The 21,304-nt window shown below is 70.4% G+C and carries 20 protein-coding genes and 1 tRNA gene; 8 read left to right on the top strand and 13 right to left on the bottom strand.

Annotated features, from left to right (window positions below):
- Together ASH02_RS20350 and ASH02_RS20345 are read right to left on the bottom strand one after the other, a co-directional pair.
- Positions 1-1,089, bottom strand: a complete 1,089-nt coding sequence (locus ASH02_RS20350) for a 2-oxoacid:ferredoxin oxidoreductase subunit beta (protein WP_057295376.1) — start codon at positions 1,087-1,089, stop codon at positions 1-3.
- Positions 1,086-3,029 (bottom strand): 2-oxoacid:acceptor oxidoreductase subunit alpha, encoded by a 1,944-nt coding sequence (locus ASH02_RS20345; RefSeq protein WP_442938418.1) that lies wholly within the window; start codon positions 3,027-3,029, stop codon positions 1,086-1,088. The genes ASH02_RS20350 and ASH02_RS20345 overlap by 4 nt, the downstream gene beginning before the upstream one ends.
- Positions 3,030-3,276: 247 nt before the next feature.
- On the opposite strand from ASH02_RS20345, the gene ASH02_RS20340 reads away from it, so the two are divergent.
- The 4 genes from ASH02_RS20340 to ASH02_RS20325 are packed head-to-tail and all read left to right on the top strand — an operon-like array spanning position 3,277 to position 6,974.
- A complete protein-coding gene (locus ASH02_RS20340) occupies positions 3,277-4,305 on the top strand; it encodes an extracellular solute-binding protein (protein WP_056682597.1) in 1,029 nt (342 codons plus the stop codon).
- Positions 4,302-5,150: a sulfate ABC transporter permease subunit CysT gene (cysT, locus tag ASH02_RS20335; protein WP_156409816.1), complete on the top strand. Its 849-nt coding sequence runs from the start codon at positions 4,302-4,304 to the stop codon at positions 5,148-5,150. Before ASH02_RS20340 ends, cysT begins: the two co-directional genes overlap by 4 nt.
- Positions 5,143-5,994 (top strand): sulfate ABC transporter permease, encoded by an 852-nt coding sequence (locus ASH02_RS20330; RefSeq protein WP_082599607.1) that lies wholly within the window; start codon positions 5,143-5,145, stop codon positions 5,992-5,994. The genes cysT and ASH02_RS20330 overlap by 8 nt, the downstream gene beginning before the upstream one ends.
- Positions 5,991-6,974, top strand: coding sequence for a sulfate/molybdate ABC transporter ATP-binding protein (locus ASH02_RS20325; RefSeq protein WP_056682591.1), 984 nt, complete (start codon positions 5,991-5,993; stop codon positions 6,972-6,974). Before ASH02_RS20330 ends, ASH02_RS20325 begins: the two co-directional genes overlap by 4 nt.
- A gap of 12 nt (positions 6,975-6,986) precedes the next feature.
- Here the strand turns inward: ASH02_RS20325 and ASH02_RS20320 are convergent, their stop codons facing one another.
- From ASH02_RS20320 to ASH02_RS20285, 8 genes are all read right to left on the bottom strand, one after another.
- Positions 6,987-7,736 carry an urease accessory protein UreD gene (locus ASH02_RS20320; RefSeq protein ID WP_056682588.1) on the bottom strand — a complete coding sequence of 250 codons (750 nt, stop codon included), beginning with the start codon at positions 7,734-7,736 and terminating at the stop codon, positions 6,987-6,989.
- On the bottom strand, positions 7,733-8,461 hold the full coding sequence (ureG, locus tag ASH02_RS20315) for an urease accessory protein UreG (protein ID WP_056682585.1): 729 nt from the start codon (positions 8,459-8,461) through the stop codon (positions 7,733-7,735). Before ureG ends, ASH02_RS20320 begins: the two co-directional genes overlap by 4 nt.
- Positions 8,451-9,119 (bottom strand): urease accessory protein UreF, encoded by a 669-nt coding sequence (locus ASH02_RS20310; RefSeq protein ID WP_056684999.1) that lies wholly within the window; start codon positions 9,117-9,119, stop codon positions 8,451-8,453. The genes ureG and ASH02_RS20310 overlap by 11 nt, the downstream gene beginning before the upstream one ends.
- 9 nt (positions 9,120-9,128) lie before the next feature.
- The gene (locus ASH02_RS20305) at positions 9,129-10,838 is read right to left on the bottom strand and encodes an urease subunit alpha (RefSeq protein ID WP_056682582.1); all 1,710 of its coding nucleotides are present in this window, start codon (positions 10,836-10,838) and stop codon (positions 9,129-9,131) included.
- Positions 10,835-11,302, bottom strand: a complete 468-nt coding sequence (locus ASH02_RS20300) for an urease subunit beta (protein WP_056682579.1) — start codon at positions 11,300-11,302, stop codon at positions 10,835-10,837. Before ASH02_RS20300 ends, ASH02_RS20305 begins: the two co-directional genes overlap by 4 nt.
- Entirely contained in the window at positions 11,299-11,601 is a 303-nt protein-coding gene (locus ASH02_RS20295) for an urease subunit gamma (protein WP_056682576.1), read from the bottom strand. Before ASH02_RS20295 ends, ASH02_RS20300 begins: the two co-directional genes overlap by 4 nt.
- A 70-nt stretch (positions 11,602-11,671) precedes the next feature.
- Complete coding sequence (locus ASH02_RS20290) at positions 11,672-12,142, bottom strand: SRPBCC domain-containing protein (RefSeq protein ID WP_056682574.1); 471 nt, start codon at positions 12,140-12,142, stop codon at positions 11,672-11,674.
- A gap of 1 nt (position 12,143) precedes the next feature.
- On the bottom strand, positions 12,144-12,635 hold the full coding sequence (locus tag ASH02_RS20285) for a YajQ family cyclic di-GMP-binding protein (RefSeq protein ID WP_056682569.1): 492 nt from the start codon (positions 12,633-12,635) through the stop codon (positions 12,144-12,146).
- A gap of 111 nt (positions 12,636-12,746) precedes the next feature.
- Between ASH02_RS20285 and ASH02_RS20280 the strand changes: the two genes are divergently transcribed.
- Positions 12,747-12,829: transfer RNA gene (locus tag ASH02_RS20280), tRNA-Tyr, on the top strand.
- 144 nt (positions 12,830-12,973) lie between these two features.
- On the opposite strand, the gene ASH02_RS20275 is transcribed toward ASH02_RS20280, so the two are convergent.
- Both ASH02_RS20275 and ASH02_RS20270 read right to left on the bottom strand, forming a co-directional pair.
- On the bottom strand, positions 12,974-13,270 hold the full coding sequence (locus tag ASH02_RS20275) for a hypothetical protein (RefSeq protein ID WP_056682564.1): 297 nt from the start codon (positions 13,268-13,270) through the stop codon (positions 12,974-12,976).
- Positions 13,271-13,404: 134 nt separating this feature from the next.
- Positions 13,405-16,254 (bottom strand): FAD/NAD(P)-binding protein, encoded by a 2,850-nt coding sequence (locus ASH02_RS20270; RefSeq protein WP_057295374.1) that lies wholly within the window; start codon positions 16,252-16,254, stop codon positions 13,405-13,407.
- 112 nt (positions 16,255-16,366) lie between these two features.
- On the opposite strand from ASH02_RS20270, the gene ASH02_RS20265 reads away from it, so the two are divergent.
- The 3 genes from ASH02_RS20265 (at position 16,367) to ASH02_RS20255 (ending at position 20,408) form a co-directional block, all read left to right on the top strand.
- A complete protein-coding gene (locus tag ASH02_RS20265) occupies positions 16,367-17,716 on the top strand; it encodes an MFS transporter (protein ID WP_057295373.1) in 1,350 nt (449 codons plus the stop codon).
- 71 nt (positions 17,717-17,787) lie between these two features.
- Positions 17,788-19,239: a polyprenol phosphomannose-dependent alpha 1,6 mannosyltransferase MptB gene (gene mptB, locus ASH02_RS20260; protein ID WP_057295372.1), complete on the top strand. Its 1,452-nt coding sequence runs from the start codon at positions 17,788-17,790 to the stop codon at positions 19,237-19,239.
- Positions 19,236-20,408: a glycosyltransferase 87 family protein gene (locus tag ASH02_RS20255; RefSeq protein ID WP_057295371.1), complete on the top strand. Its 1,173-nt coding sequence runs from the start codon at positions 19,236-19,238 to the stop codon at positions 20,406-20,408. The genes mptB and ASH02_RS20255 overlap by 4 nt, the downstream gene beginning before the upstream one ends.
- On the opposite strand, the gene ASH02_RS20250 is transcribed toward ASH02_RS20255, so the two are convergent.
- On the bottom strand, positions 20,382-21,299 hold the full coding sequence (locus ASH02_RS20250) for a phosphodiesterase (RefSeq protein WP_057295370.1): 918 nt from the start codon (positions 21,297-21,299) through the stop codon (positions 20,382-20,384). The two genes, ASH02_RS20255 and ASH02_RS20250, sit on opposite strands and share 27 nt — an antisense overlap.
- Positions 21,300-21,304: the final 5 nt, after the last annotated feature.

Below are 21,304 nucleotides of genomic sequence, written 5' to 3'. Positions count from 1 at the left end.
TCAGACCACGGTCCAGGTGTCGCCGCCGTTGATCAGGCCGGCGAGTCGTTCGGCCGCGGGCGTGGTGGCGGCTTGCGAGGCGGTGCGGATCTGGTCGCGGGCCTGGTCGTCGTACGCCGGTCGTTCGACCTGCCGGAAGATGCCGATGGGGGACTGGTTGAGGTAGCCGGAGTCGGTGAGCCGACTGATCGCGAAGGCGGTCGACGGGTCCGGGTTGTGGGCGTCGTGGACCAGCACCTGGTCGGCTGCCACGGACGCGATCGGGACGACCTCGACGCCACCGGACGCGGCGCGGACCAGGGCCTTGTCGCCGAGGCCGGTGGTCTCGTCGCGGGCGCCGAAGGTGATCGGTTCACCGTGGACCAGCGGGATGATCGCGTCGGCCTTGGTGTCGGGGTTCTTGATGGCGTCGAAGGCGCCGTCGTTGAAGATCGGGCAGTTCTGGTAGATCTCCACGAACGAGGTGCCGCGGTGGGCCGCGGCGGCGGACAGCACCGAGGTGAGGTGCTTGCGGTCGGAGTCGATGGTGCGGGCCACGAACGAGCCTTCGGCGCCCAGGGCCAGGGAGACCGGGTTGAACGGGTGGTCGAGCGAGCCCATCGGCGTGGACTTGGTGACCTTGCCGGTCTCGCTCGTGGGGGAGTACTGGCCCTTGGTGAGGCCGTAGATGCGGTTGTTGAACAGCAGGATCGTCATGTTGACGTTGCGGCGCAACGCGTGGATGAGGTGGTTGCCGCCGATGGAGAGGGCGTCGCCGTCGCCGGTGACCACGAAGACGGAGAGGTCCTCGCGGGCGGTGGCCAGGCCGGTCGCGATCGACGGCGCGCGGCCGTGGATCGAGTGCATGCCGTAGGTGTCGAGGTAGTACGGGAAGCGGCTGGAGCAGCCGATGCCGGAGATGAAGACGACGTTCTCGCGCTTGATGGAGAGCTCGGGCAGGAAGTTCTGCACGGCCTTGAGCACGGCGTAGTCGCCGCAGCCGGGGCACCAGCGGACCTCCTGGTCGGAGGTGAAGTCCTTGCCGGTCTGCTTCTCGTCGGTGGTGGGGACGCCCTGGAGTCCGGGGAAGGGCAGTTCGACGGTGCTCACTTTGATGCCTCCTGGGGGACGGGGGTCAGGTTCACTTCGATGCCCTCTGCCTCGGAGACGAGGTCGCCGATGACGCCGGCGAGCTCGGCTGCCTTGAGGGGGAGGCCGCGGACCTGGTTGTAGCCGATGGCGTCGACGAGGTACTCGCCGCGCAGCAGCAGGGAGAGCTGTCCGAGGTTCATCTCGGGGACCAGGACCTTGTCGTAGCGGGCGAGGATGTCGCCGAGGTCCTTGGGGAACGGGTTGAGGTGGCGCAGGTGCACCTGGGCGACGTGGTAGCCGGCCTTGCGGACCCGGCGGATGCCGGCCCCGATCGGTCCGTACGTCGAACCCCAGCCGATGACCAGGACCTTCGCGGCGCCACTGGGGTCGTCGACCTCGAGCGGGGGCAGGGAATCGGCGATCGCGTCGACCTTGGCCTGCCGGGTGCGGACCATCAGGTCGTGGTTGGCCGGGTCGTAGGAGATGTTGCCGTGCCCGTCGCCCTTCTCGAGGCCGCCGATGCGGTGCTCGAGTCCCGGCGTGCCGGGGATCGCCCACGGACGGGCCAGGGTGGCCTCGTCCCGCTTGTAGGGAGCGAACTCCTCGCCCTCGGCCAGGTCGTCGGCCGTGGCGAAGTTGGGTTCGATGACCGGCAGGTCGGCGACGTCGGGTATCGACCACGGCTCGGAGCCGTTGGCGAGGTAGCCGTCACTGAGCAGCATGACCGGGGTGCGGTAGGTGATCGCGATCCGGGCAGCCTCGACCGCCGCGTTGAAGCAGTCACCGGGCGACTGCGGCGCCACGATCGGGACGGGGGCCTCACCGTTGCGGCCGAACATCGCCTGGAGCAGGTCGGACTGCTCGGTCTTGGTGGGCAGGCCGGTCGAGGGGCCGCCGCGCTGGACGTTGACCACCAGCAGGGGCAGCTCGGTCATCACCGCCAGGCCGATCGCCTCACCCTTGAGCGCGATGCCCGGGCCCGAGGTGGTGGTGACGCCGAGGTGGCCGGCGAAGGAGGCGCCGATGGCGGCACCGACACCGGCGATCTCGTCCTCGGCCTGGAAGGTGGTGACGCCGAAGCTCTTGTGCTTGGAGAGCTCGTGGAGGATGTCGGAGGCCGGGGTGATCGGGTAGGAGCCCAGGAAGACCGGGAGCCCGGACTGCACCGACGCGGCGACCAGCCCGTAGGCCAGGGCCAGGTTGCCGGAGATGTTGCGGTAGACCCCCGGCGGCATCGCGGCCGGCTTCACTTCGTACTGGACGATGAAGGTCTCGGTGGTCTCGCCGAAGTTCCAGCCCATCTTGAACGCGGTGATGTTGGCGTCGCGGATGTCGGGCACCTTGGCGAACTTCTTCGACAGGAACTCCACCGTGGTCTCGGTGGGGCGGCCGTACATCCACGACAGCAGGCCGAGGGCGAACATGTTCTTCGCGCGGGCGGCGTCCTTGCGGGAGAGCCCGAACTCCTTGACCGCCTCGACCGTCATGCCGGTGAGGTCCACCTTGTGGAGGTCGAACTCGGCCAGGGAGTCGTCCTCCAGCGGGTTCTCGGCGTACCCGGCCTTGGTGAGGTTGCGGGCGGTGAAGTCGTGGGTGTCCACGATGATCGCGGCGCCCTTGTTGAGGTCACCCAGGTTGGCCTTCAGGGCGGCGGGGTTCATCGCCACCAGCACGTCGGGGGAGTCCCCGGCGGTGAGGATGTCGTGGTCGGCGAAGTGCACCTGGAACGACGAGACACCGGGAATGGTGCCCTGAGGGGCGCGGATCTCGGCGGGGAAGTTCGGCAGGGTGACCAGGTCGTTCCCGAACGCGGCCGACTCCTGGGTGAACCGGTCACCGGTGAGCTGCATGCCGTCACCGGAGTCACCCGCGAACCGGATGATCACCCGGTCCAACTGCCTGACCTGCTTGGCCACCTCACCTACCTGCTTCCTGTGTCTTGTGGGGTCCGTACTCACCGTATGCCAGAACTGGAACACGTTCCAGAAATCCGGCGCGTGGTGAGAGGACACGCCTGCCGCACCCCACCTTAGTCCGCTGTCGCAGAGCCCGCGTCACGTCTCCCTGACTGGTCATCCGGAGGCTCGTGAGTCACCTCACCATCCCGCAATTCGGGCTAAATGCCCACTTCTTACAGTATCTCGCCTAAACTGCTCGACATTACTTAGATACACGCCTTCTCGTGAGGGCGGGGAAAGAGTGGCAATGAGGAACAAGTTCAAGGCTCTGGCGATCGCTTCAGTGGTCGGGGTGCTGGCCTTGTCTGGGTGCAGCAGTGCAGGCGGCAGTGGTGACGACAAGACGATCAACCTGGTCGGCTTCGCGGTTCCGGAGGCGGCCAACGACGCCATCGCCGACAAGTTCGCCGAGACGGACGCCGGTGACGGCGCCAGGCTCTCCGGTTCGTACGGCGCCTCCGGCGACCAGAGCCGCAAGGTGGCCGACACCAACGGCAAGGACGTCGACTACGTCCACTTCTCGCTCGAGGGCGACGTGACCCGGCTGGTCGACGCCGGCCTGGTCGCCGAGGACTGGAACAAGGGCCCCAACAAGGGCATCGTCTCCTCCTCCATCGCGGTCATCGCGGTCGAGAAGGGCAACCCGCTCGGCATCAAGGACTGGAGCGACCTGACCCGCAAGGACGTCAAGGTCATTACCGCCGACCCGGCCTCGTCCGGTGCGGCCCGCTGGAACGTCCTGGCCCTCTACACCTACGCCAAGTCGCAGGGAAAGACCGAGGCGGAGGCCGACGCCTACCTCAAGCAGGTCTTCGGAAACGTCGTGACGTGGGCCGCCAGCGGCCGCGAGGCGACCGAGGCCTTCAAGAAGGGTGTCGGCAACGTGTTGATCACCTACGAGAACGAGGCGATCCTCGCCAAGCAGAACGGTGAGGAGCTCGACTACATCGTGCCCGACCACTCGTTCCTGATCGAGAACCCCGGCGCCGTGCTCAAGGACGCCGACAGCATCGCCACCGACTGGCTCGACTTCGTGCTCAGCGACGAGGGCCAGAAGGAGTTCGTCAAGAAGGGCTTCCGTCCGGTCGGCGACGTGGACATCAGCGGCATCGAGGTCCAGGGCGCCAACGACCCGGCCAACCCGTTCCCGGTGCCCAGCTCGCTCGACACCATCGCCGACCTCGGAGGCTGGCCGGCGGTCAGCGACGAGTGGTTCGGCAAGGACGGCAAGAAGCTCCGCTTCGACAAGCTGTACGACGCGGCCACCAAGAAGTGACCAACGTCATCGCTCCATCCGCGGGGCCGGCGCGCACGCGCCGGCCCTCCGGGGGTTTGTTCAGGCTCTCCACGGCATCGGGCATCGGACTCGGCATCGGCCTGGTCTGGTTCAGCGTCCTGGTGCTGCTGCCTCTCTCTGCCGTGGTGGGTGCAGCCGCGGCAGGGGGCTGGTCGGCCTTCGCCGGCACGCTCACCGACCCTCAGACCTTCGCCGCACTGCGGCTGACCGTCGTCGAGGCGGTCCTGGTGACCGTGGTCAATGCGGTGATCGGCACGATCGTCGCGTGGGTGCTGGTCCGCGACGACTTCGTCGGCAAGCGACTGCTGGACGTCGTCATCGACATCCCGTTCGCCCTACCGACGATCGTGGCCGGTCTCGTGCTGCTGAGCCTCTACGGCCCCGACAGTCCTGTCGGGTTCAACATCGTCAACACGCGCACCGGAATCTTCCTCGCGCTGTTGTTCGTGACCCTTCCGTTCGTCGTACGCACCGTGCAGCCCGTGCTGCTGGAGATCGAGGTGGAGGCCGAGGAGGCCGCCGCATCGCTGGGCGCCTCCCGCTTCACCACCTTCCGGCGGGTGATCCTGCCCAGCCTGGTGCCGGCCATCACCGCCGGATCCTCGCTCGGCTTCGCCCGCGCGATCTCGGAGTTCGGCTCACTCGTGCTGATCTCCGGCAACACGCCCTACCAGACCGAGGTGGCCTCGTTGAAGATCCTCAAGTTCCTCGAGGGCGACAACCAGGCCGGGGCCGCGGCGGTCGCCGTACTGCTCCTCCTGGTGGCGGTCGTGGTGATCGTGGCGCTCGACATCCTCTCGAGGCGGGTGGCTCGCCGTGCCTGAGGTCAAGGAGATTCGCCAGCACAAGAGCGTCGTGACCTACCTGTTGCGGTTCTTCGTGATCGGCTACCTGTTCGTGCTGGTGGTGTGGCCGCTGAGCGAGGTCGTGCAACGCACGTTCGCGCCGGTCGAGGCGAACGCCGCCGGTGGTTTCGGCGCGTTCCTCGAACGACTGCAGGACCCCAGCGTGACCTACGCCTTCGGGCTGACGGTGACCTGCGCGTTCTGGGCCGTGCTGATCAACACCGTGTTCGGCCTGGGCATCTCGTTGCTCCTGGTGCGCTACGAGTTCCCCGGCCGACGCATCCTCTCGGTGCTGGTCGACCTGCCGATGTCCGTCTCGCCGGTGGTCGTGGGCCTCGCGCTCGTGCTCGCCTACTCGAGCGGGTCGGGATGGTTCGGCGAGTCGCTTGAGTCGGTCGGCATCTTCATCATCGGCTCGACTCCGGGCATGGTGATGGCGACCGCGTTCGTCAGCCTGCCCCTGGTGATCCGGGAGATCATCCCGGTGCTGGAGGAGATCGGCACCGATGCCGAGATGGCAGCCAGCAGCCTCGGGGCCAACGCCTGGCAGAGCTTCCGCCGGATCACGTTGCCCAGCATCAAGTGGGCCCTCGCCTACGGAGTGGTGCTCAGCCTGGCCCGGTCGCTCGGCGAGTTCGGCGCGGTCAAGATCGTCAGTCCAGGCGCCGAGTTCCGCGGCGAGACCGCCACCCTCCTCATCCAGAACCGTTACAACAACTACGACGAGTCGACGGCCTACGCAGCAGCCTTCGTGCTGGTGCTCGCCGCTGTCCTCGCACTGGTCGTGGTGACCTTCATTCGCCGTCCGGAGGACCGAACATGAGCATCGAAGTCAAGGGAATCAACAAGCAGTACGGCGACTTCGTCGCCCTGGAGAACATCAACGTCTCGCTCCCGACCGGTCAGTTGACGGCGCTGCTCGGACCGTCGGGTGGCGGCAAGTCGACCCTGCTGCGGATCATTGCCGGGCTCGACACCGCCGACTCGGGCACGGTCAGCATCGAGGGCGTCGACGCCACGAGGCTGCCCGCGCAGAAGCGCAACGTCGGCTTCGTCTTCCAGCACTACGCGGTCTTCAAGCACATGACCGTCGCGAAGAACGTCGCCTTCGGCCTGGAGATCCGCAAGCGTCCCAAGGCCGAGGTCGCTGAGCGCGTCGACGAGCTCCTCAAGCTGGTGCACCTCTCCCAGTTCGCACACCGGCTTCCCTCGCAGCTCTCCGGTGGCCAGCGCCAGCGGCTCGCCCTGGCCCGGGCACTGGCCGTCGAGCCCTCGGTGCTTCTGCTGGACGAGCCGTTCGGCGCGCTCGACGCGAAGGTGCGCAAGGAGCTGCGCGACTGGCTGCGACGGCTGCACGACGAGGTGCACGTGACCACGGTGTTCGTGACCCACGACCAGGAGGAGGCCCTCGAGGTCGCCGACGAGATCGTGGTGATCAACGAGGGGCGGGTCGAGCAGATCGGCACGCCCGACCAGCTGTACGACGAGCCGGCCAACGACTTCGTGATGAGCTTCCTCGGCGAGGTCACCACGCTCGAGGGCCAGCTGATCCGGCCGCACGACATCGAGATCACCGTCATGCCGCAGCACGACGACGCGGTCCAGGCCGTGGTGTCGCGCTCGCTCCGGATCGGCTTCGAGGCGCGTGTCCAGGTCCTCACCGACAACGGCGAGGAGGTCACCGTCGTCCTGACCCGCTCGCACGCGCGTCACCTCGGGCTGCAGGCCGGCCAGACGGTGTGGGTGCGTGCGGCGCAGGGTGCCCTGACCGTGCCGTCGCTGCGGGCAGTCCCGGCGATCTGAGGTCAACCGGGCTCAGGCCGGCAGCGGTGTGCGGTGTTCGTCCATGACGGCCCGCCACCGCTGCCAGGTCGGCTCCAGCGCCTGCTCGGTCAGGTGCGCCTCGTCGGCCACCGAGCGGGCCAGGGCTCCGGGCCCGGCGAGCAGGGTCTCGTGCAGCGCCGGCTCCGGACCGGGCCTCAGCCCGAGCAGTGTGGTCGTCGCGACGACGCGGTGTCCGCCCAGCACTCCGGGCGCCGACCGCAGGGCCAGGTCGCGCAGGTCGACGTCCTCGACCAGCAACGGCCGACGGTCGTACGTCGCCCGCAGCGTCGAGCGCACCTTGCCGCCGTCCTCCGCGCTCCGGCCGAGCACGAGTGTCTCGCGGTGCAGCAACGCGGCGCCGGCGTCCAGCTCGATCGTGGTGCGGCGCTCGACGTCGGCGCCGTGCGACACCACGAACGGGGCGCCGCCCCAGACCAGGCTGCCGCCCTCGGCCACCCGGATCGCCGCCGACCACGTGCACGAGCCGCCGCGGGCGTTGTAGGCGACGGTGGCCGAAGGCTCGACCAGCTCGAGGTGCGCGCCCGGGCCCACCTCGATCTCCAGGCGCACGTCATCGCCGGAGAGCAGGCTGGCGCAGGCGGCCACCAGGGCCACCCGCACCCGGTCCGGCTCGGTGTGCACGGCACGCGGGCGGACGAACCTGCTGGCGTCGAGCCGGGTGATCCGGTGGTGGGTGGGAGTGCGCTCCACCAGGATCCGGAGCGGTGCGTCAGTGGTCACCCGTGCGCGTGGTCGTGGTCGGGCGCGTGGAAGTGCGGAGCCATCGGGCCCGGGTCCTGTGGCACGTGCTGGCCCTGCTGGTGGGCGACGGCCAGCGCGCTGACCCAGGCACACAGGGCGTCGACCGACGCCTGGTCGTGCTGGCTCACCGGCAGCACCGGCAGGCCGTCGCGAACGGCGCCGGCATCGGTGACCATCTGCTCCGCGTCGACCCCGACGTACGGCGCCAGGTCGGTCTTGTTGATCACCAGCAGGTCCGCGCGTTCGATGCCCGGGCCGCCCTTGCGCGCCACGTCGCCGCCGCCGGCCACGTCGAGGCAGAAGATCTGGGCGTCGACCAGGGCCGGGCTGAAGGTGGCCGTCAGGTTGTCGCCGCCACTCTCGACGATCACCAGGTCGAGCGGTGCGAAGTCGCGCTCGAGGTCTTCGACGGCGAGCAGGTTGGCGGTCACGTCGTCGCGGATCGCGGTGTGCGGGCAGGCCCCGGTCTCGACCGCCCGGATGCGCTCGACGGGCAGTACGCCGGCCGCGCGCAGCTGGCGGGCGTCCTCGTCGGTGTAGATGTCGTTGGTGACCACCGCGATCTCCAGCTGCGCGGACAACCCGCGGCACAGGGTCGCGATGATCGTGCTCTTGCCGGTGCCGACCGGGCCGGCAACGCCCAGGCGCAGGGGGCGGGCGGGGCCGGGTGCTGATGCTTCAGGAAATCCTGATTCAGGAAACAAAGATCCTCCTCGTGGAGTGGTGGTGGTCGAGCGACCACAGCTCGACCATGGGTGCGGTCAGGGCAGGAAGGTCGTCGGGGCCGGTGGTGGCCAGGGCCCGTGAGACGACTGCCTCGATGGTGGACGCGGAGGCCAGCAACCAGCCGGTCGCGTCGGCGGGGTCGACGGGCAACAGCTTGAGTGAGGCAGCGGCCACGGTCTGCGCGTCGTCGTACAGGCTGGCCCGGGCGATCGCGGCGGCGCTCATGCCGAGCGCGGCGCCGACCACCCCGAGGGCGACCGGGCGCAGTGGGGGTTGGCCGAGCCCGTGCAGGGCCGCGACCGCTGCGTGGTCGGGCCAGAGCCGCAGCGCCAACCGGGCCAGGCCGCGGCCGAGCAGCTCCGACGCGTGGCGCAGCGGGGCACTCGGCGTCCGCGCCATCAGCTCGGCCTGCACGTCGCCGAGACGGGCGGGTGCGTCGACGGCGATGCGCAGGGCCACCACCGCCGCGGCGGCCTCGACCAGGCCGACCGTGCGCAGCCGGGCGTCGATGTAGGCAGGCACCTGGTCGGCGCGCAGCCCCGCCGCGAGTGCCGGCTCCAGTCCGGCGGAGTGCGCATGGCCGCCGGTCGGCAGCCTGCCGTCGGTGAGGAGCAGCGCGCCGAGCTCAGCAGACACGGGCACCACTCAGAACAACGAGTAGCGCTGGGCGAGGGGCACCTCGTCGACGGGCTGCGGGCGGACCAGCTCGCCGTCGATGGTGATCGCGAACGTCTCGGGGTCGACGTCGAGTGCGGGCAGCGCGGTGTTGTTGGGCATGTCGGCCTTGGTGAGATGCCGGGTCGGGCGTACGCCGGTCAGCTGGCGTCGCAGGCCCAGCCGGTCGCGGAGCCCGTTGTCGACCGCGAGGGGTGAGACGAACGACGTGGACAGGTGCGGTGCCGAACCGGGCGAGGCGGCCATGGCGGGGCGCATGAATACCGGCTGTGGTGTCGGGATCGCCGCGTTGACGTCGCCCATGGGCGCCCACACGATCGCGCCGCCCTTGATCACCGCGGAGGGCCGGATGCCGAAGAAGACCGGGTCCCACAGCACCAGGTCGGCCATCTTGCCGGCCTCGACCGAGCCGATCTCGTGGTCGACGCCGTGTGCCACCGCGGGGCAGATGGTGTACTTCGCCACGTAGCGACGGGCCCTCTCGTTGTCGGCCGGCATCGAGGTGCCGAGCGACCCGCGTTGCGCCTTCATGACGTGGGCGACCTGCCAGGTGCGCGAGATCAGCTCGCCGATGCGGCCCATCGCCTGGGCGTCGGACGACGTGATCGAGATGGCCCCCATGTCCTGGAGGATGTCCTCGGCGGCCATCGTCGTACCCCGGATCCGCGACTCGGCGAACGCCAGGTCCTCGGGCACGCGCGGGTTGAGGTGGTGCGCGACCATCAGCATGTCGAGGTGCTCGGCCTCGGTGTTGACGGTGTGCGGCAGGGTCGGGTTGGTCGAGGCGGGCAGCACGTTGGGCTCGCTGGCCATCACGATGATGTCGGGGGCGTGCCCGCCGCCGGCGCCCTCGGAGTGGAAGAGGTGGATGCCCCGTCCGGCGATGGCGTCGAGGGTGTGCTGCACGTAGCCGGTCTCGTTGAGGCTGTCGGCGTGCAGGGCGACCTGGAGGCCGAACGCGTCGGCGGCCCGCAGGGAGGCGTCGATCGCCGCGGGCGTGGCGCCCCAGTCCTCGTGCACCTTGTAGCCGCCGGCACCGCTGAGCGCCTCCTGCTCGAGGGCGGCGGCGCTGACCGTGTTGCCCTTGCCGAAGAGCAGCACGTTGAGCGGGATGTGGTCGAACGCGCGATGCATCATCGCCAGCGACCAGGCGCCCGGCGTGACGGTGGTCGCCTTCGACCCCTCGGTCGGCCCGGTGCCGCCGCCGACGACCGTGGTGGTGCCGGTGGCCAGCGCCTCGAGCATCTCGGTCTCGTTGAGGTAGTGCACGTGGGTGTCGATCGCCCCGGCGGTGAGGATCTTGCCCTCGCCGGCGATCACGTCGGTGCTCGGACCGATGTGCAGGCTCGGGTGGACGCCGTCCATGATGTCGGGGTTGCCGGACTTGCCGACCGCGACGATGCGTCCGTCGCGGATGCCGACGTCCCCACGGATGATGCCGCCGTGGTCGAGCACCACCACGTTGGTGATCACCAGGTCGAGGGCGCCCTCGTCGCGGGTGGTCAGGCCCTGGCCCATCGACTCGCGGATGCTCTTGCCGCCGCCGAAGACCGACTCGTCACCACCGAAGGTGAGGTCCTGCTCGACCTGGATCCACAGGTCGGTGTCGCCCAACCGGATCTGGTCGCCCACGGTCGGGCCGTAGAGCTGGACGTATTCGCGGCGATCGATCCGGCTCACGATGTCTCCTCGTCCTGATCGTTCGCTGCACCGGGCTCCGGGTGGGGCGGTTCGTCGCTGAGGCGTACGCCGACTCCGCCGGCGCGGCTCGGACTGTCCACGGGGGTGCCGGGCGTGCCGAAGGGCACGACCTGCTTGGGCTCTCGGGCGTGGGTCGGCCGCTCGCCGTCGAGCTCGCGGATCTGCAGACCGGGCACGGTGGCGGTGCCGCCGAGTGCGATCAGGTCGACCGTGCGGCTCACGCCGGGCTCGAAGCGGATCGACGTACCGGCGGGGACATCGAGGCGGAAGCCCTGGGCCTGGTCGCGGTCGAAGCTGAGCGCCGGGTTGGTGTCGGGCAGGTGGATGTGGGAGCCCACCTGGATCGGGCGATCGCCGTCGTTGACGATCACCAGGGTGCGTTGCTCGCGGCCGCTGCTGAGCTCGAGCGGCTCCGCCGAGACGCGGACCTCTCCGGGGATCACTGGATCGGCTCCGTGATCGTGACGAGCTTGCGCCCGTCGGGGAAGGTCGCCTCGACCTGCACGTCGCGGATCATCTCGGGAACGCCCTCCATGACCTCGTCGCGAGTCAGCACGTGACGCCCGTCGCTCATCAGGTCGGCCACCCGGGCGCCCTCGCGGGCACGCTCCATCACCCAGCACGCCAGCAGGGCGGTGGCCTCGGGATGGTTCAGGAGGACACCACGTTCGCGTCGGTCGCGGGCCACCATGCCGGCCACGCTGAGCAACAGCTTGTCGATGTCCGAAGGAGTCAGGTGCATCTCGTGGCCTCCTCATCGCTGGTCCTGCGAACCTAGCAGTCGTCGGCCCCCGTCGTGGAGGTGCTGGGGCTCAGGTGGTCAGCGACTCTGCCCGCTCCTTCAGGGCCTGCGCGTGCCTGCGGAAGCCCTCGGCGACGCGACCGGGCCCGGCGTACTTCACCATCGGCCCGGTGAACTCCTCGACGGTTTCGTACGTCGTGGGGCCGCCGGGTCGTTGGGTCAGGCGCTGGAACCGGGTGCCCCTCACGAGGCCGAGCTTCGCCGGCCAGCCCTCGAACACGTAGGCCAGCGTGGCCCGGGTGGTGCCGTCGTCCTGCGTCGACGGTGCCTCGAGGACGCTGATCCGCTCGGGCGACCGGGTGCCCTTGCCGTTGGCCCACCGCACGTGCAGCACGATGGGCTCGCCGACGCGCGGTTCGGCGCAGTCGGCGCGTACGACGAACGGGTTCCACTCGGCGTACGACGCGGTGTCGAGCATGACCCGCCACACGACGTCGAGCGAGGCGTTGATCTCGACCGACGCCTCCGGGTTGCGGCTCATCTCAGCGGTAGTTGGTGAACTGCACCGCGAAGTCGAAGTCCTGGCTCTTCACGAGCTGCTGCACGGCCTGGAGGTCGTCGCGCTTCTTGGAGGAGACGCGGAGCTCGTCGCCCTGGATCTGCGCCTTCACACCCTTGGGGCCCTCGTCGCGGATCAGCTTGGAGATCTTCTTGGCGTCCTCGGAGGTGATGCCCTCCTTGAGCGTGATCGAGATCTTCGAGGTCTGGCCGGACTGGCGCACCTCGCCGGCGTCGAGGATCTTCAGGCTCTGGTTGCGCTTGACCAGCTTGCCCTGGAAGACGTCGAGCACGGCACTGGCCCGGTCGTCGGCCGAGGCGGTGATCTCGATGGCCTCGTCGCCCTGCCACTCGATGGTGGCGCCGGTCCCCTTGAAGTCGAAGCGGGTGGCGATCTCACGCGCCGCCTGCCCCAGGGCGTTGTCGACCTCCTGGCGGTCGATCTTGCTGACGATGTCGAACGACGAGTCGGCCATGACTTCTCCTCTGTTGGCCGTCGGTCTGAGTGGGTCGACGGCATTTTTCGTCTGTGCGGGTGCTGCGCTATTCTTTCGTCTTGCTGCGCCCCGGCCAAGTCGGGGAAGCATGGCAGATTGCCCGAGCGGCCAATGGGAGCGGACTGTAAATCCGTCGGCTTACGCCTTCGAAGGTTCGAATCCTTCATCTGCCACGTGAGCACGAGGGCCCGCGTCCTGCGCAAGCAGGGTGCGGGCCCCTCGTCATTTCGCCCCATGTAACGCGCTGTCCATGACGCTTTGCACCCCACCGGCCGGGTGCACAGTGTCAACAGGGGCGCTCCAGACGCACGAAACGTTCAGCCGCGGCGTTGGTGCAGGCGCTCCTGCGCCGCCGGCAGGAACTCGAGGCAGGGCGCGTCCTCGTCCGGGTGCTTCTCGCGCAGGTGGAAGATCCAGCGGTCCATCGCGGCCATGAAGCCGTTGTCGCCGCCGGGTCGGTACGCCGCCCACTTGCGGTGGCCCTTTGCCGTGCACTCGGTGCAGGTGATCTTGTAGACGAACTGGTCGTCGTCGTCGAGGTCGATCTTCACCCGTGCGAGAGGGCCCGCCTGTGCGGCGGCCTTCTTCTCACGCGCTGCCCGGCTGGCGACCATGGTGTGCCCTCTCGTTGGCCTGCTGTCTTGCGGTGCAGCGTCGGAGCCTACGCCCGATCGACCCGTCGCCAGTTCTTGGCGACCCGTCGTGAGTTTCGCGAACTGGCGACAGGTCGATCAGAACTGGCGACAGGTCAACTGGAACTCACGACGGGTCGGTGGAGGGTGAGGGAGTCGAGGCGGCGCTGGTCGATCGGCGACGTACGCCGGTCCAGCCGGCCGCTCAGCACCGACGTGGCCCGCGCCGCATCACCGGCGTTGACCAGGCACAGCAGCATGGTCTCCTCGATCACGTCGCGCTGGGCCGCCGAGCCGCCGACCTTGACCAGCACCGGCAGCACGTCGGCGATCAGCGAGGCGGCCTCGGCCCATCGCGCCTCCACGGCTGCCCCGAGGGCGTCGCAGACCGCGACCACGATGGTGCGGACGGTGTTGTCGCGTGAGCGCCGGCAGTGGTGTCCGAGGTCGGCCAGACGCTGGCGCTCGCCGGCGGCGGCCAACGCGATGGCGGCGTGCAGCGCCACGAACGGGGTCTGGGGCTTCGCCAGCAGGTCGTGGTCGAGCGCCTCGAGGACTGGCTCGATCGGCGGCGGCGCGGCCTCGCCGGCGAACGCCGAGCCCGCCCGGTCGGGCAGCCCGGCGGCGACCGCCGCGTCCCATTCGGTGGTGGTCACCCGCCAGCGCCAGAGCAGGGACGCCGCGTCGATCAGGGACCGTACGCCGCACACCGTCGGCGGTGCGAGCTGCGAGTAGTAGCGACGCCGGACCGCCTCGGTGTCGCCCAGGGCCAGCTCGTGCAGCGCGGCGTGCCAGGAGAAGTGGGCGCCGTGGCTGGCCGACCGGCCGCTCTCGGTGACCCAGTGGTCGAGCCAGACCCGACCGGTCTCGTGCTGCCCGGTCTCGTAGAGCACGTGCGTCTGTGCGTGCACCGCGTGGCCCGACGACGGCTCGCACGACAGGGCGCTCTCCGCGAGCAGTCCGGCCTCGTCGAAGCGCGACTGGTCCTGTCGGGTGAACGCGAGCAGCGAGATGTACCACCAGTGGTCGCCGTACGCGGGGGCGAGGCCATCGACGAGATCCCACGCCTCCTGCTGCACGTCGGTGACGCCGGAGAACGCGATCGTCGGCACGGCGGCAGACACCGCCAGCACGTCGCGCGGGTGCTCGCTGATGTGGGCCATCAACGCCTGCGCGCCGGTGCGGCGTACGTCCTTGACCCGCAGGCCGACCACGTCGACGAGGCTGCGCTCACGGTCGTCGCCGCGCTTGCGCACCGCCTTCCGGGCCGCCTCCAGCGACGCCTTCACGTCGGCGTCGGCGCCGGCCTCGTGGCCCAGCATGGCCAGCGCGGCGTGCGCCAACGCGAAGTCGGGGTCGAGCAGGGCGGCCTCACGGATCAGCTCCTCGCCGCCGGACTGCACCTTCATCACCCGCTCCAGGCCGGCGTTGTACGCCGTCGCCGCCTCGGCGGTGGTCGACAGCGGGAGGCCGAGCGGGTCGCGCGGGCGGGCCACCGGGTGGTGCCCGCTGACCAGGCGTCCGTCGGACAGGCGGCGGGGGAGCGGCGCGATCGCGTCGAGGACGGCGGTCGCCACGGCCAGGGCCTGGGTGCGGATCTCGGGGATCGCGGTCGACTCCCAGAGCTCGCCGCGGCGCAGCGCGCCGAGCGTCCACAGCGGCGCGTCGGCGTTGCCGGAGGAGTCGAGGATCCGGCCGCGCTCGGTGCGCACGCCCATGCCCGCCGTGGCCGCCACCGCCAGGGCGCCACCGCCGCGCGGGCGGAGCAGGTCGTCGAGCAGCGGGTTGCCGAGCAGCCGGATGTCGGCCTGGGGGCCGGTGCAGTTGACCACCCAGCCGACCTCGACGAAACGCGTCTCCCCGTCGTCGGCCAGGCCCACCCGCAGCCCGCCGGTCGGGAGCGCCTCGGCGGAGACGACCTGGCCGGTGCCCACGCGGAGCCGGCCGTCGGCCTGCAGGACGTCGAGGTGCGAGGCGCTGGTCGGCGGCATGCGGTGGCGCATCACGTTCCAGGCGCCCGCGTCGTCGGCCAGGAACTCCTCACGCTCGGCCTCGCTGAGCCGCTCCCACAACGCCGAGATGCGGAACCGCAGCCCGTCCATCGCCGGGCGCCAGTCGCCGGTCGTGTCGCTGACCTCGGCCAGGTGCCGGGCCACCTCGCGACGCAGGTCGGCAAGCGAGCTGCCCCAGTCGGAGATGTCGGGGATCGCCGCCAGCTGCAGCTCCGCGGCGTGCGGTGACGGCAGCCGCCCGTGCCGCGAGACGGCGTGCAGCACCCGGTCGTCGCGGTTGCCCGGTCCGGTCAGCGACAGGGCCACGTCGACCATGGTCAGGCCGGCGCCGACGAGCAGGACGTCGGCCGGACCGCTCGCGGACCGCCGTACGACGTCCAACGCGCCGGGGGCCCACGGGTCGGGCACGAAGAACGCCGAGTCGCGCAGGGAGTCGGGCGCCCAGGCGTGGCCGGCGGCAGGGAGCCCGGTCGCGATGACGACGGCGTCGCCGGACAGCTCGCAGCCGTCGCCGGTGACCAGGGCAGCACCCAGGGTGGTGCGCCTGATCGCGGTGGCGGGCTTGCGGACGTGGCGCAGCGTGGTCTCGCCGAGCGAGGCCTGCAAGGCTTCGGTGAGGGTCTCGTCGAGGTAGCGGCCGAACTGCTTGCGCGGCGCGAAGACGTACGCCGCACGCGGGGCCTCCGGGTCGTCGCGGTGCCGCCAGTTGACGAAGTGGCCCGGGTCCTCCGGAAGCGCGCTCATCCCGGAGGCGGGCACGTTGAGCAGGTGCTGGTCGTGGGTGGTGCCGAATGCGACGCCGCGGCCCCAGCGGTCGACGGGGTCGACCATGACCAGGTCGAGGCCGGCCGAGCGCCGGTTGGCGCTGCGCACCAGGTGCAGCGCCACGAGTGATCCGGCCGCACCGCCCCCGGCGATCACCACGGTCGGTCGATGACGTCGGTTGGCACCCATGTCGCACTCCTGGATTGAGGTTCGGTTGAAATAACGTTACTCACGTGACTTTCTGCACTTTATCCGAGAGGGTGATTCACCGCCGATTCCGCAGCGGAGGACGATGGGTGCCATGACTCCCGAACGCGTCCAGCTGCACGACATCGGCCGACGGCGGGCCTGGTGCATCTGGGCGGTGGCGGTGGCGGTCTACGTCCTCGCCGTCTTCCACCGCAGCTCGCTGGGCGTGGCCGGGCTGATCGCGACCGAGCGGTTCGACATCAGCGGCACCCAGCTGGCCTTCTTCACCGTGCTGCAGCTGGTCGTCTACGCGGGCATGCAGATCCCGGTCGGCGTGCTGCTCGACCGCTACGGGTCCCGCGTCCTGCTGATCGCGGGCCTGGTCACGATGACCCTGGGCCAGCTGCTGTTCGCCTTCACCACCTCGTTCGGCCTGGCCGTGGTGGCCCGGGCGATCCTCGGCGCCGGCGACGCGATGGTGTTCGTCAGCGTGCTGCGCCTGGTCACCGCCTGGTTCCTGGTCAGGCAGGGCGCGATGATCACCCAGCTGACCGGCCAGATCGGGCAGATGGGCTCCATCGTCGCCGCGGCTCCGCTGACCCTGGCCCTGCACAGCCTCGGCTGGACGAAGACCTTCGCCTTCGCCTCGTCGTTGGGCGTGGTGCTGCTGGTCGGCGTGCTGGTGGTGGTCAAGGACTCGCCCTACCAGCGGTCCGAGCCGGTGCGCATCAAGGTCCGGGCGCTCGCGCGCTCGGTGCAGCTGGTGTGGGGCAACCCGGGCACCCGGTTGGGCATGTGGTCGCACTTCACCTCGCAGTTCTCGGTGACGGTGTTCACCCTGTTGTGGGGGTTTCCGTTCCTCGTGCGTGGCCAGGGACTGTCCGCCGAGATGGCGGGCACCCTCCTGACCGTGATGACCGGCTGGATCGTGGTCAGCGGCATCGTGCTCGGCAAGCTGGTGACGCGCTACCCGTTCTACCGCTCCTGGATCGTGCTGTCGATCGTTGCGGCGATGGCGACCGTGTGGACCGTCGTCCTGCTCTGGAACGGTCCGGCGCCGCTGCCCCTGCTCGTCGTCCTGGTCTGCCTGACCGGCTCCGGAGGCCCGGCCTCGATGGTCGGCTTCGACCTGGCCCGCAGCTTCACCCCCGAGGAGTCGCTCGGCCGGGCCACCAGCCTGGTCAACATCGGCGGGTTCCTCGCCTCCCTGCTGACCATGGCGCTGATCGGGGTGATCCTCGACTGGCGCGAACCGCGCGGCGCCTCGGCGTACGACCTGGGGGACTTCCGGGTCGCGCTGTGCGCGCAGTACGTCTTCTGGATCGGCGGCGCCTCGCAGATCCTGCGCTACCGGCGCAAGGCGATCGCGCATCTCCACCGGGTCCACCCCGGCGCGGTCGAGAAGATGCAGCGCGGCGAGCCGTTCGTACACCCGGGCTTCGCCGACAACGAGGGCGTCTGATCTCCCGAAGTTGGAGTGTCGTTCGCCCGGGTGACCCCGTGCCGTAGCGGAGCGTCCCTAGCGTCGGCCGCATGATCGCGCGTGGTCTGACCGGGTCCTTCCTGGTCCTTCTCGGTGGCCTGCTGGTGTCCCCGCTCCCGGACACGGCGCGGCTGCTCTACCTCGACGTGGTCGTCGAGCTCCGCGAGCACATGCTCGGCCGGATGGCCGGCCTCACCCTCGTCATGACCGGACTCGGCCTGCTCGCGGCGGCCTGGCTGTCGCTGTGCCGGTACGTCGCCCACGCCGAGGGTGTCGAGCGTGAGGGCGCCCTCGGCCTGGTCCGGTACGCCGGCCTGATGTGGGCGACCCCGTTGATGATCGCGCCGCCACTCTTCTCCCGTGACGGGTGGAGCTATGCCGCACAGGGCATGCTGACCGCGCTCGACGTGTCGCCGTACGACCACGGGCCCTCGCTGTTGCGCGGCCCGATCGTGAACGCCGTCGACCCGCGCTGGATGGACACGCCCACGCCGTACGGCCCGCTGCCCCTGATCCTCGGCGATCTGGCCGCCCGGTTCACCGGCAACCCGTGGCTGCTGGTCGTCGCCCACCGCGGCATCGCCGTCATCGGTCTCGTGCTGCTGGCCTGGGCCGTGCCGCGCCTGGCCTCGTGGTGCGGCGCCAACCCGGCACTGGCCAGTGTCGTCGTGCTGGCCTCGCCGCTGATGGTCGCCAACGGAGTCGGCGGCCTGCACAACGACCTGCTGATGGTGGGCCTGATGGCCGCCGCCCTGGTCGTTACCGTCGAGCGCGGTTGGCAGTGGGGCGCCCTGCTGGGTGGTCTGGCCGCTGCGGTCAAGCTGCCCGGTGGCCTGGTCTGCATCGCGGTCGTGCTGGTCTCGCTGCCGGTGGCCGCATCGATGGTCGCCCGGCTGCGTCGGTTCGCCGGGGTCGGTGCGATCTCGCTCGGCGTGCTGTTCGGCCTCGGTGCGGTCTGGGGCCTGGGCGCCGGCTGGGTCGACTCGCTCTCGGTGCCCGGCACCGTGAACACGCCGCTGTCGGCACCGACCGTGCTCGGCGGCTTCCTCGACTGGTCGGCGCAGCAACTCGGACTCGGCCTCGAGCCCGCCTGGTTCCTGGACCGGGTGCGCCACCTGGCCACCCTGCTCAGTCTCGTCGCCTTCGCGTGGGTCGCCCTCCGGGCCCCGACCGGCGGGCGCAAGGGGGCCGTGCAGGCCGTCGTCGTGCTGGTCTCGGCCACGATCCTGCTCAGTCCGGTCGTGCACCTGTGGTACTTCCTCTGGCTGGTGCCTTTCCTGGCCTGCCTCAAGCTCTCCCGGCTGGCCACCACCGTGCTGCTCGCGGTCTCGGTGATCCTCGGCCTGGTCGCCCCGCTCGACTCCTCGCTGCACGGCGCCTACCTGGCGATCGTGATGGGCTGCTCGTACGTCGCGCTGCTGGTGCCGCTCCTGCTCCTCACCAGGCGGGCCCGTGAGCGCCTCGAGAAGATCGCCGACGCCGAGTGGCTGCCGGTCCCATGACGGCGCGGTCCGGCCTCGGTGTCCAGCAGCGGCGGTCGCTGGTGCTCGTCGGCAGCCTGGCCTGGCTCGCCGGGATGGTCGCCATGGTCGCGGCGGAGCACGGTGGCTTCGTCGACCTGGCCGTCTACCGCTTCGGCGGGCTCTCCGTGCTCGACGACCTGCCGCTCTACGAGCTGGGCGAGGCCGGCACCGGCCTGCCGTTCACCTACCCGCCGTTCGCCGCGCTGCTGATGACCGGGCCGGCACTGCTGCCGTTCCCGCTCGCGGTCGGTCTGTGGACCAGCATCAGCGTGTTGGCCCTCTCCGTCACGATCACCCTCGTGCTTGCGTCGCACGGTCGACCGCGGTCGTCGTACGTCGTCCCGGGGCTGTTGCTGGGCGCCTTGGCGTTCGAGCCGATCTGGGCGAACCTGCTTTTCGGCCAGGTCAACCTGCTGCTGATGGCCGCGATCCTGGTCGACCTGCTCGGCCCGGGGCGTCGGTGGAGCGGGGCCCTGATCGGGCTGGTCGCCGGCATCAAGCTGACCCCGTTGGTGTTCGTCGTGTTCCTCGTGCTCATCGGGCGGCGGCACCAGGCCGCGATCGCCGGGCTGACCTTCCTGGTCACCGTCGCACTCGGATTCGCCCTGCTGCCGCTCGCGTCCTCGGCGTACTGGAGCCACGTGCTGTGGGACCCGGGCCGGGTCGGCGGGGTGCCCTACTCCAGCAATCAGTCGGTCATGGGTGGGCTCACCCGGCTGGCCGGCGGGGAGCCGTCGACCGCCGTGTGGTTCCTGGTCGCCGGCGCGATCGCGGGACCGATCCTGCTGCTGGCCGCCCGCACGTGGCGTCGCGGGGACCCGGCCCTGGCCACCTGTGTCGCGGCGATCGCGATGCTGTTGGCCTCACCGATCTCGTGGAGCCACCACTGGGCCTGGGCCGTGCCGACCGCGATCGTGCTGGCCCGATCGGGTCGCAGCTGGGCGGCCGCCTCGTGGTCGCTCGTGTTCGTGTCCGGCTGCATCTGGTGGCCACCGCACCGCGACGACCTCGAGCTGGCGTGGTCGCCTCTGCAGCGGGCGGTCGGCAACGCCTACCTGTGGGCCGCCCTGGCGCTGGTGCTGCTCCTCGCACGGACCCGTGTGGCGGTCCGGACCGAGGCGTCAGAGCCCGTCGGCGTAGAGCGCTGACTGCTTGCTCGACACCAGCTCGAACAGCTCCTCCGGGGCCAGCGCCTCGAGCTGTTCGGCGAGCTCGGCGGGGTGCCCGACGATCTCGGGTGCCCCCGGAACCGGCACCACGCTGTGCACCACGGCGTCCTCATAGAGGTGCAGCATCGTGAACGCCTGGTGGCCGTCGACACCGGAGGTCAACCGGTCGACCGCCGCCGGGTCCTCGGTGTAGCAGGTGGACGACGCGACCGAGACCGGTACGCCGGCGAACGTCGACCACGAGGTGTAGTGGAAGTGCCCGCCGATGATGCCGCGGACGTCGGTGCCACGGATGACCTCGGCCAGGGCCGCCTGGTCGTGCAGCTCGATCAGCGCCGCCGCCTCCAGCATCGGCACCGGGATCGGCGGGTGGTGCAGGGCGAGCAGGGTTCCGTGGCGCGCCGGAGTGGCGAGCACGTCGGCCAGCCAGGCGAGCTGTTCGGCGCTGATCTCGCCGTGGTGGTAGCCCGGCACGCTGGTGTCGAGAGAGATGACCCGCAGCCCGTCGACGTCGTGCACCTCGTCCTGGGTCTCGTCGGTGGGCGCGCGGTCGAGCAGCCCTTCGGCATACGCCGCCCGCTCGTCGTGGTTGCCCATCACCCAGATCACCTGCGCGCCACACTGCTGCGCGACCGGTTCGACCAGCGCTCGCAGGGCGGCGTACGCCTTCGGCTCTCCGCGGTCGGCGAGGTCGCCGGTGAACACGATCGCCTGCGGCGGCGGGTCGAGCGCGGGCAGCCGCTCGAGGGCTTCACGGAGCCGGGCCTCGGTGTCGACCTTGCCGTAGAGCGGCCGGCCGGCGAGCATCTGCGGGTCACTGAGGTGGGCGATCACGTGGCTGGGTGCCGGGTGCTGGCCGAGGGGCTTCACGCTCG

This window comes from Nocardioides sp. Soil796, from assembly GCF_001429525.1.
GTDB lineage: Bacteria > Actinomycetota > Actinomycetes > Propionibacteriales > Nocardioidaceae > Nocardioides.
The sequence above is the reverse complement of the archived record's forward strand: the minus strand, read 5'-3'. Positions and strand labels throughout refer to the sequence as shown.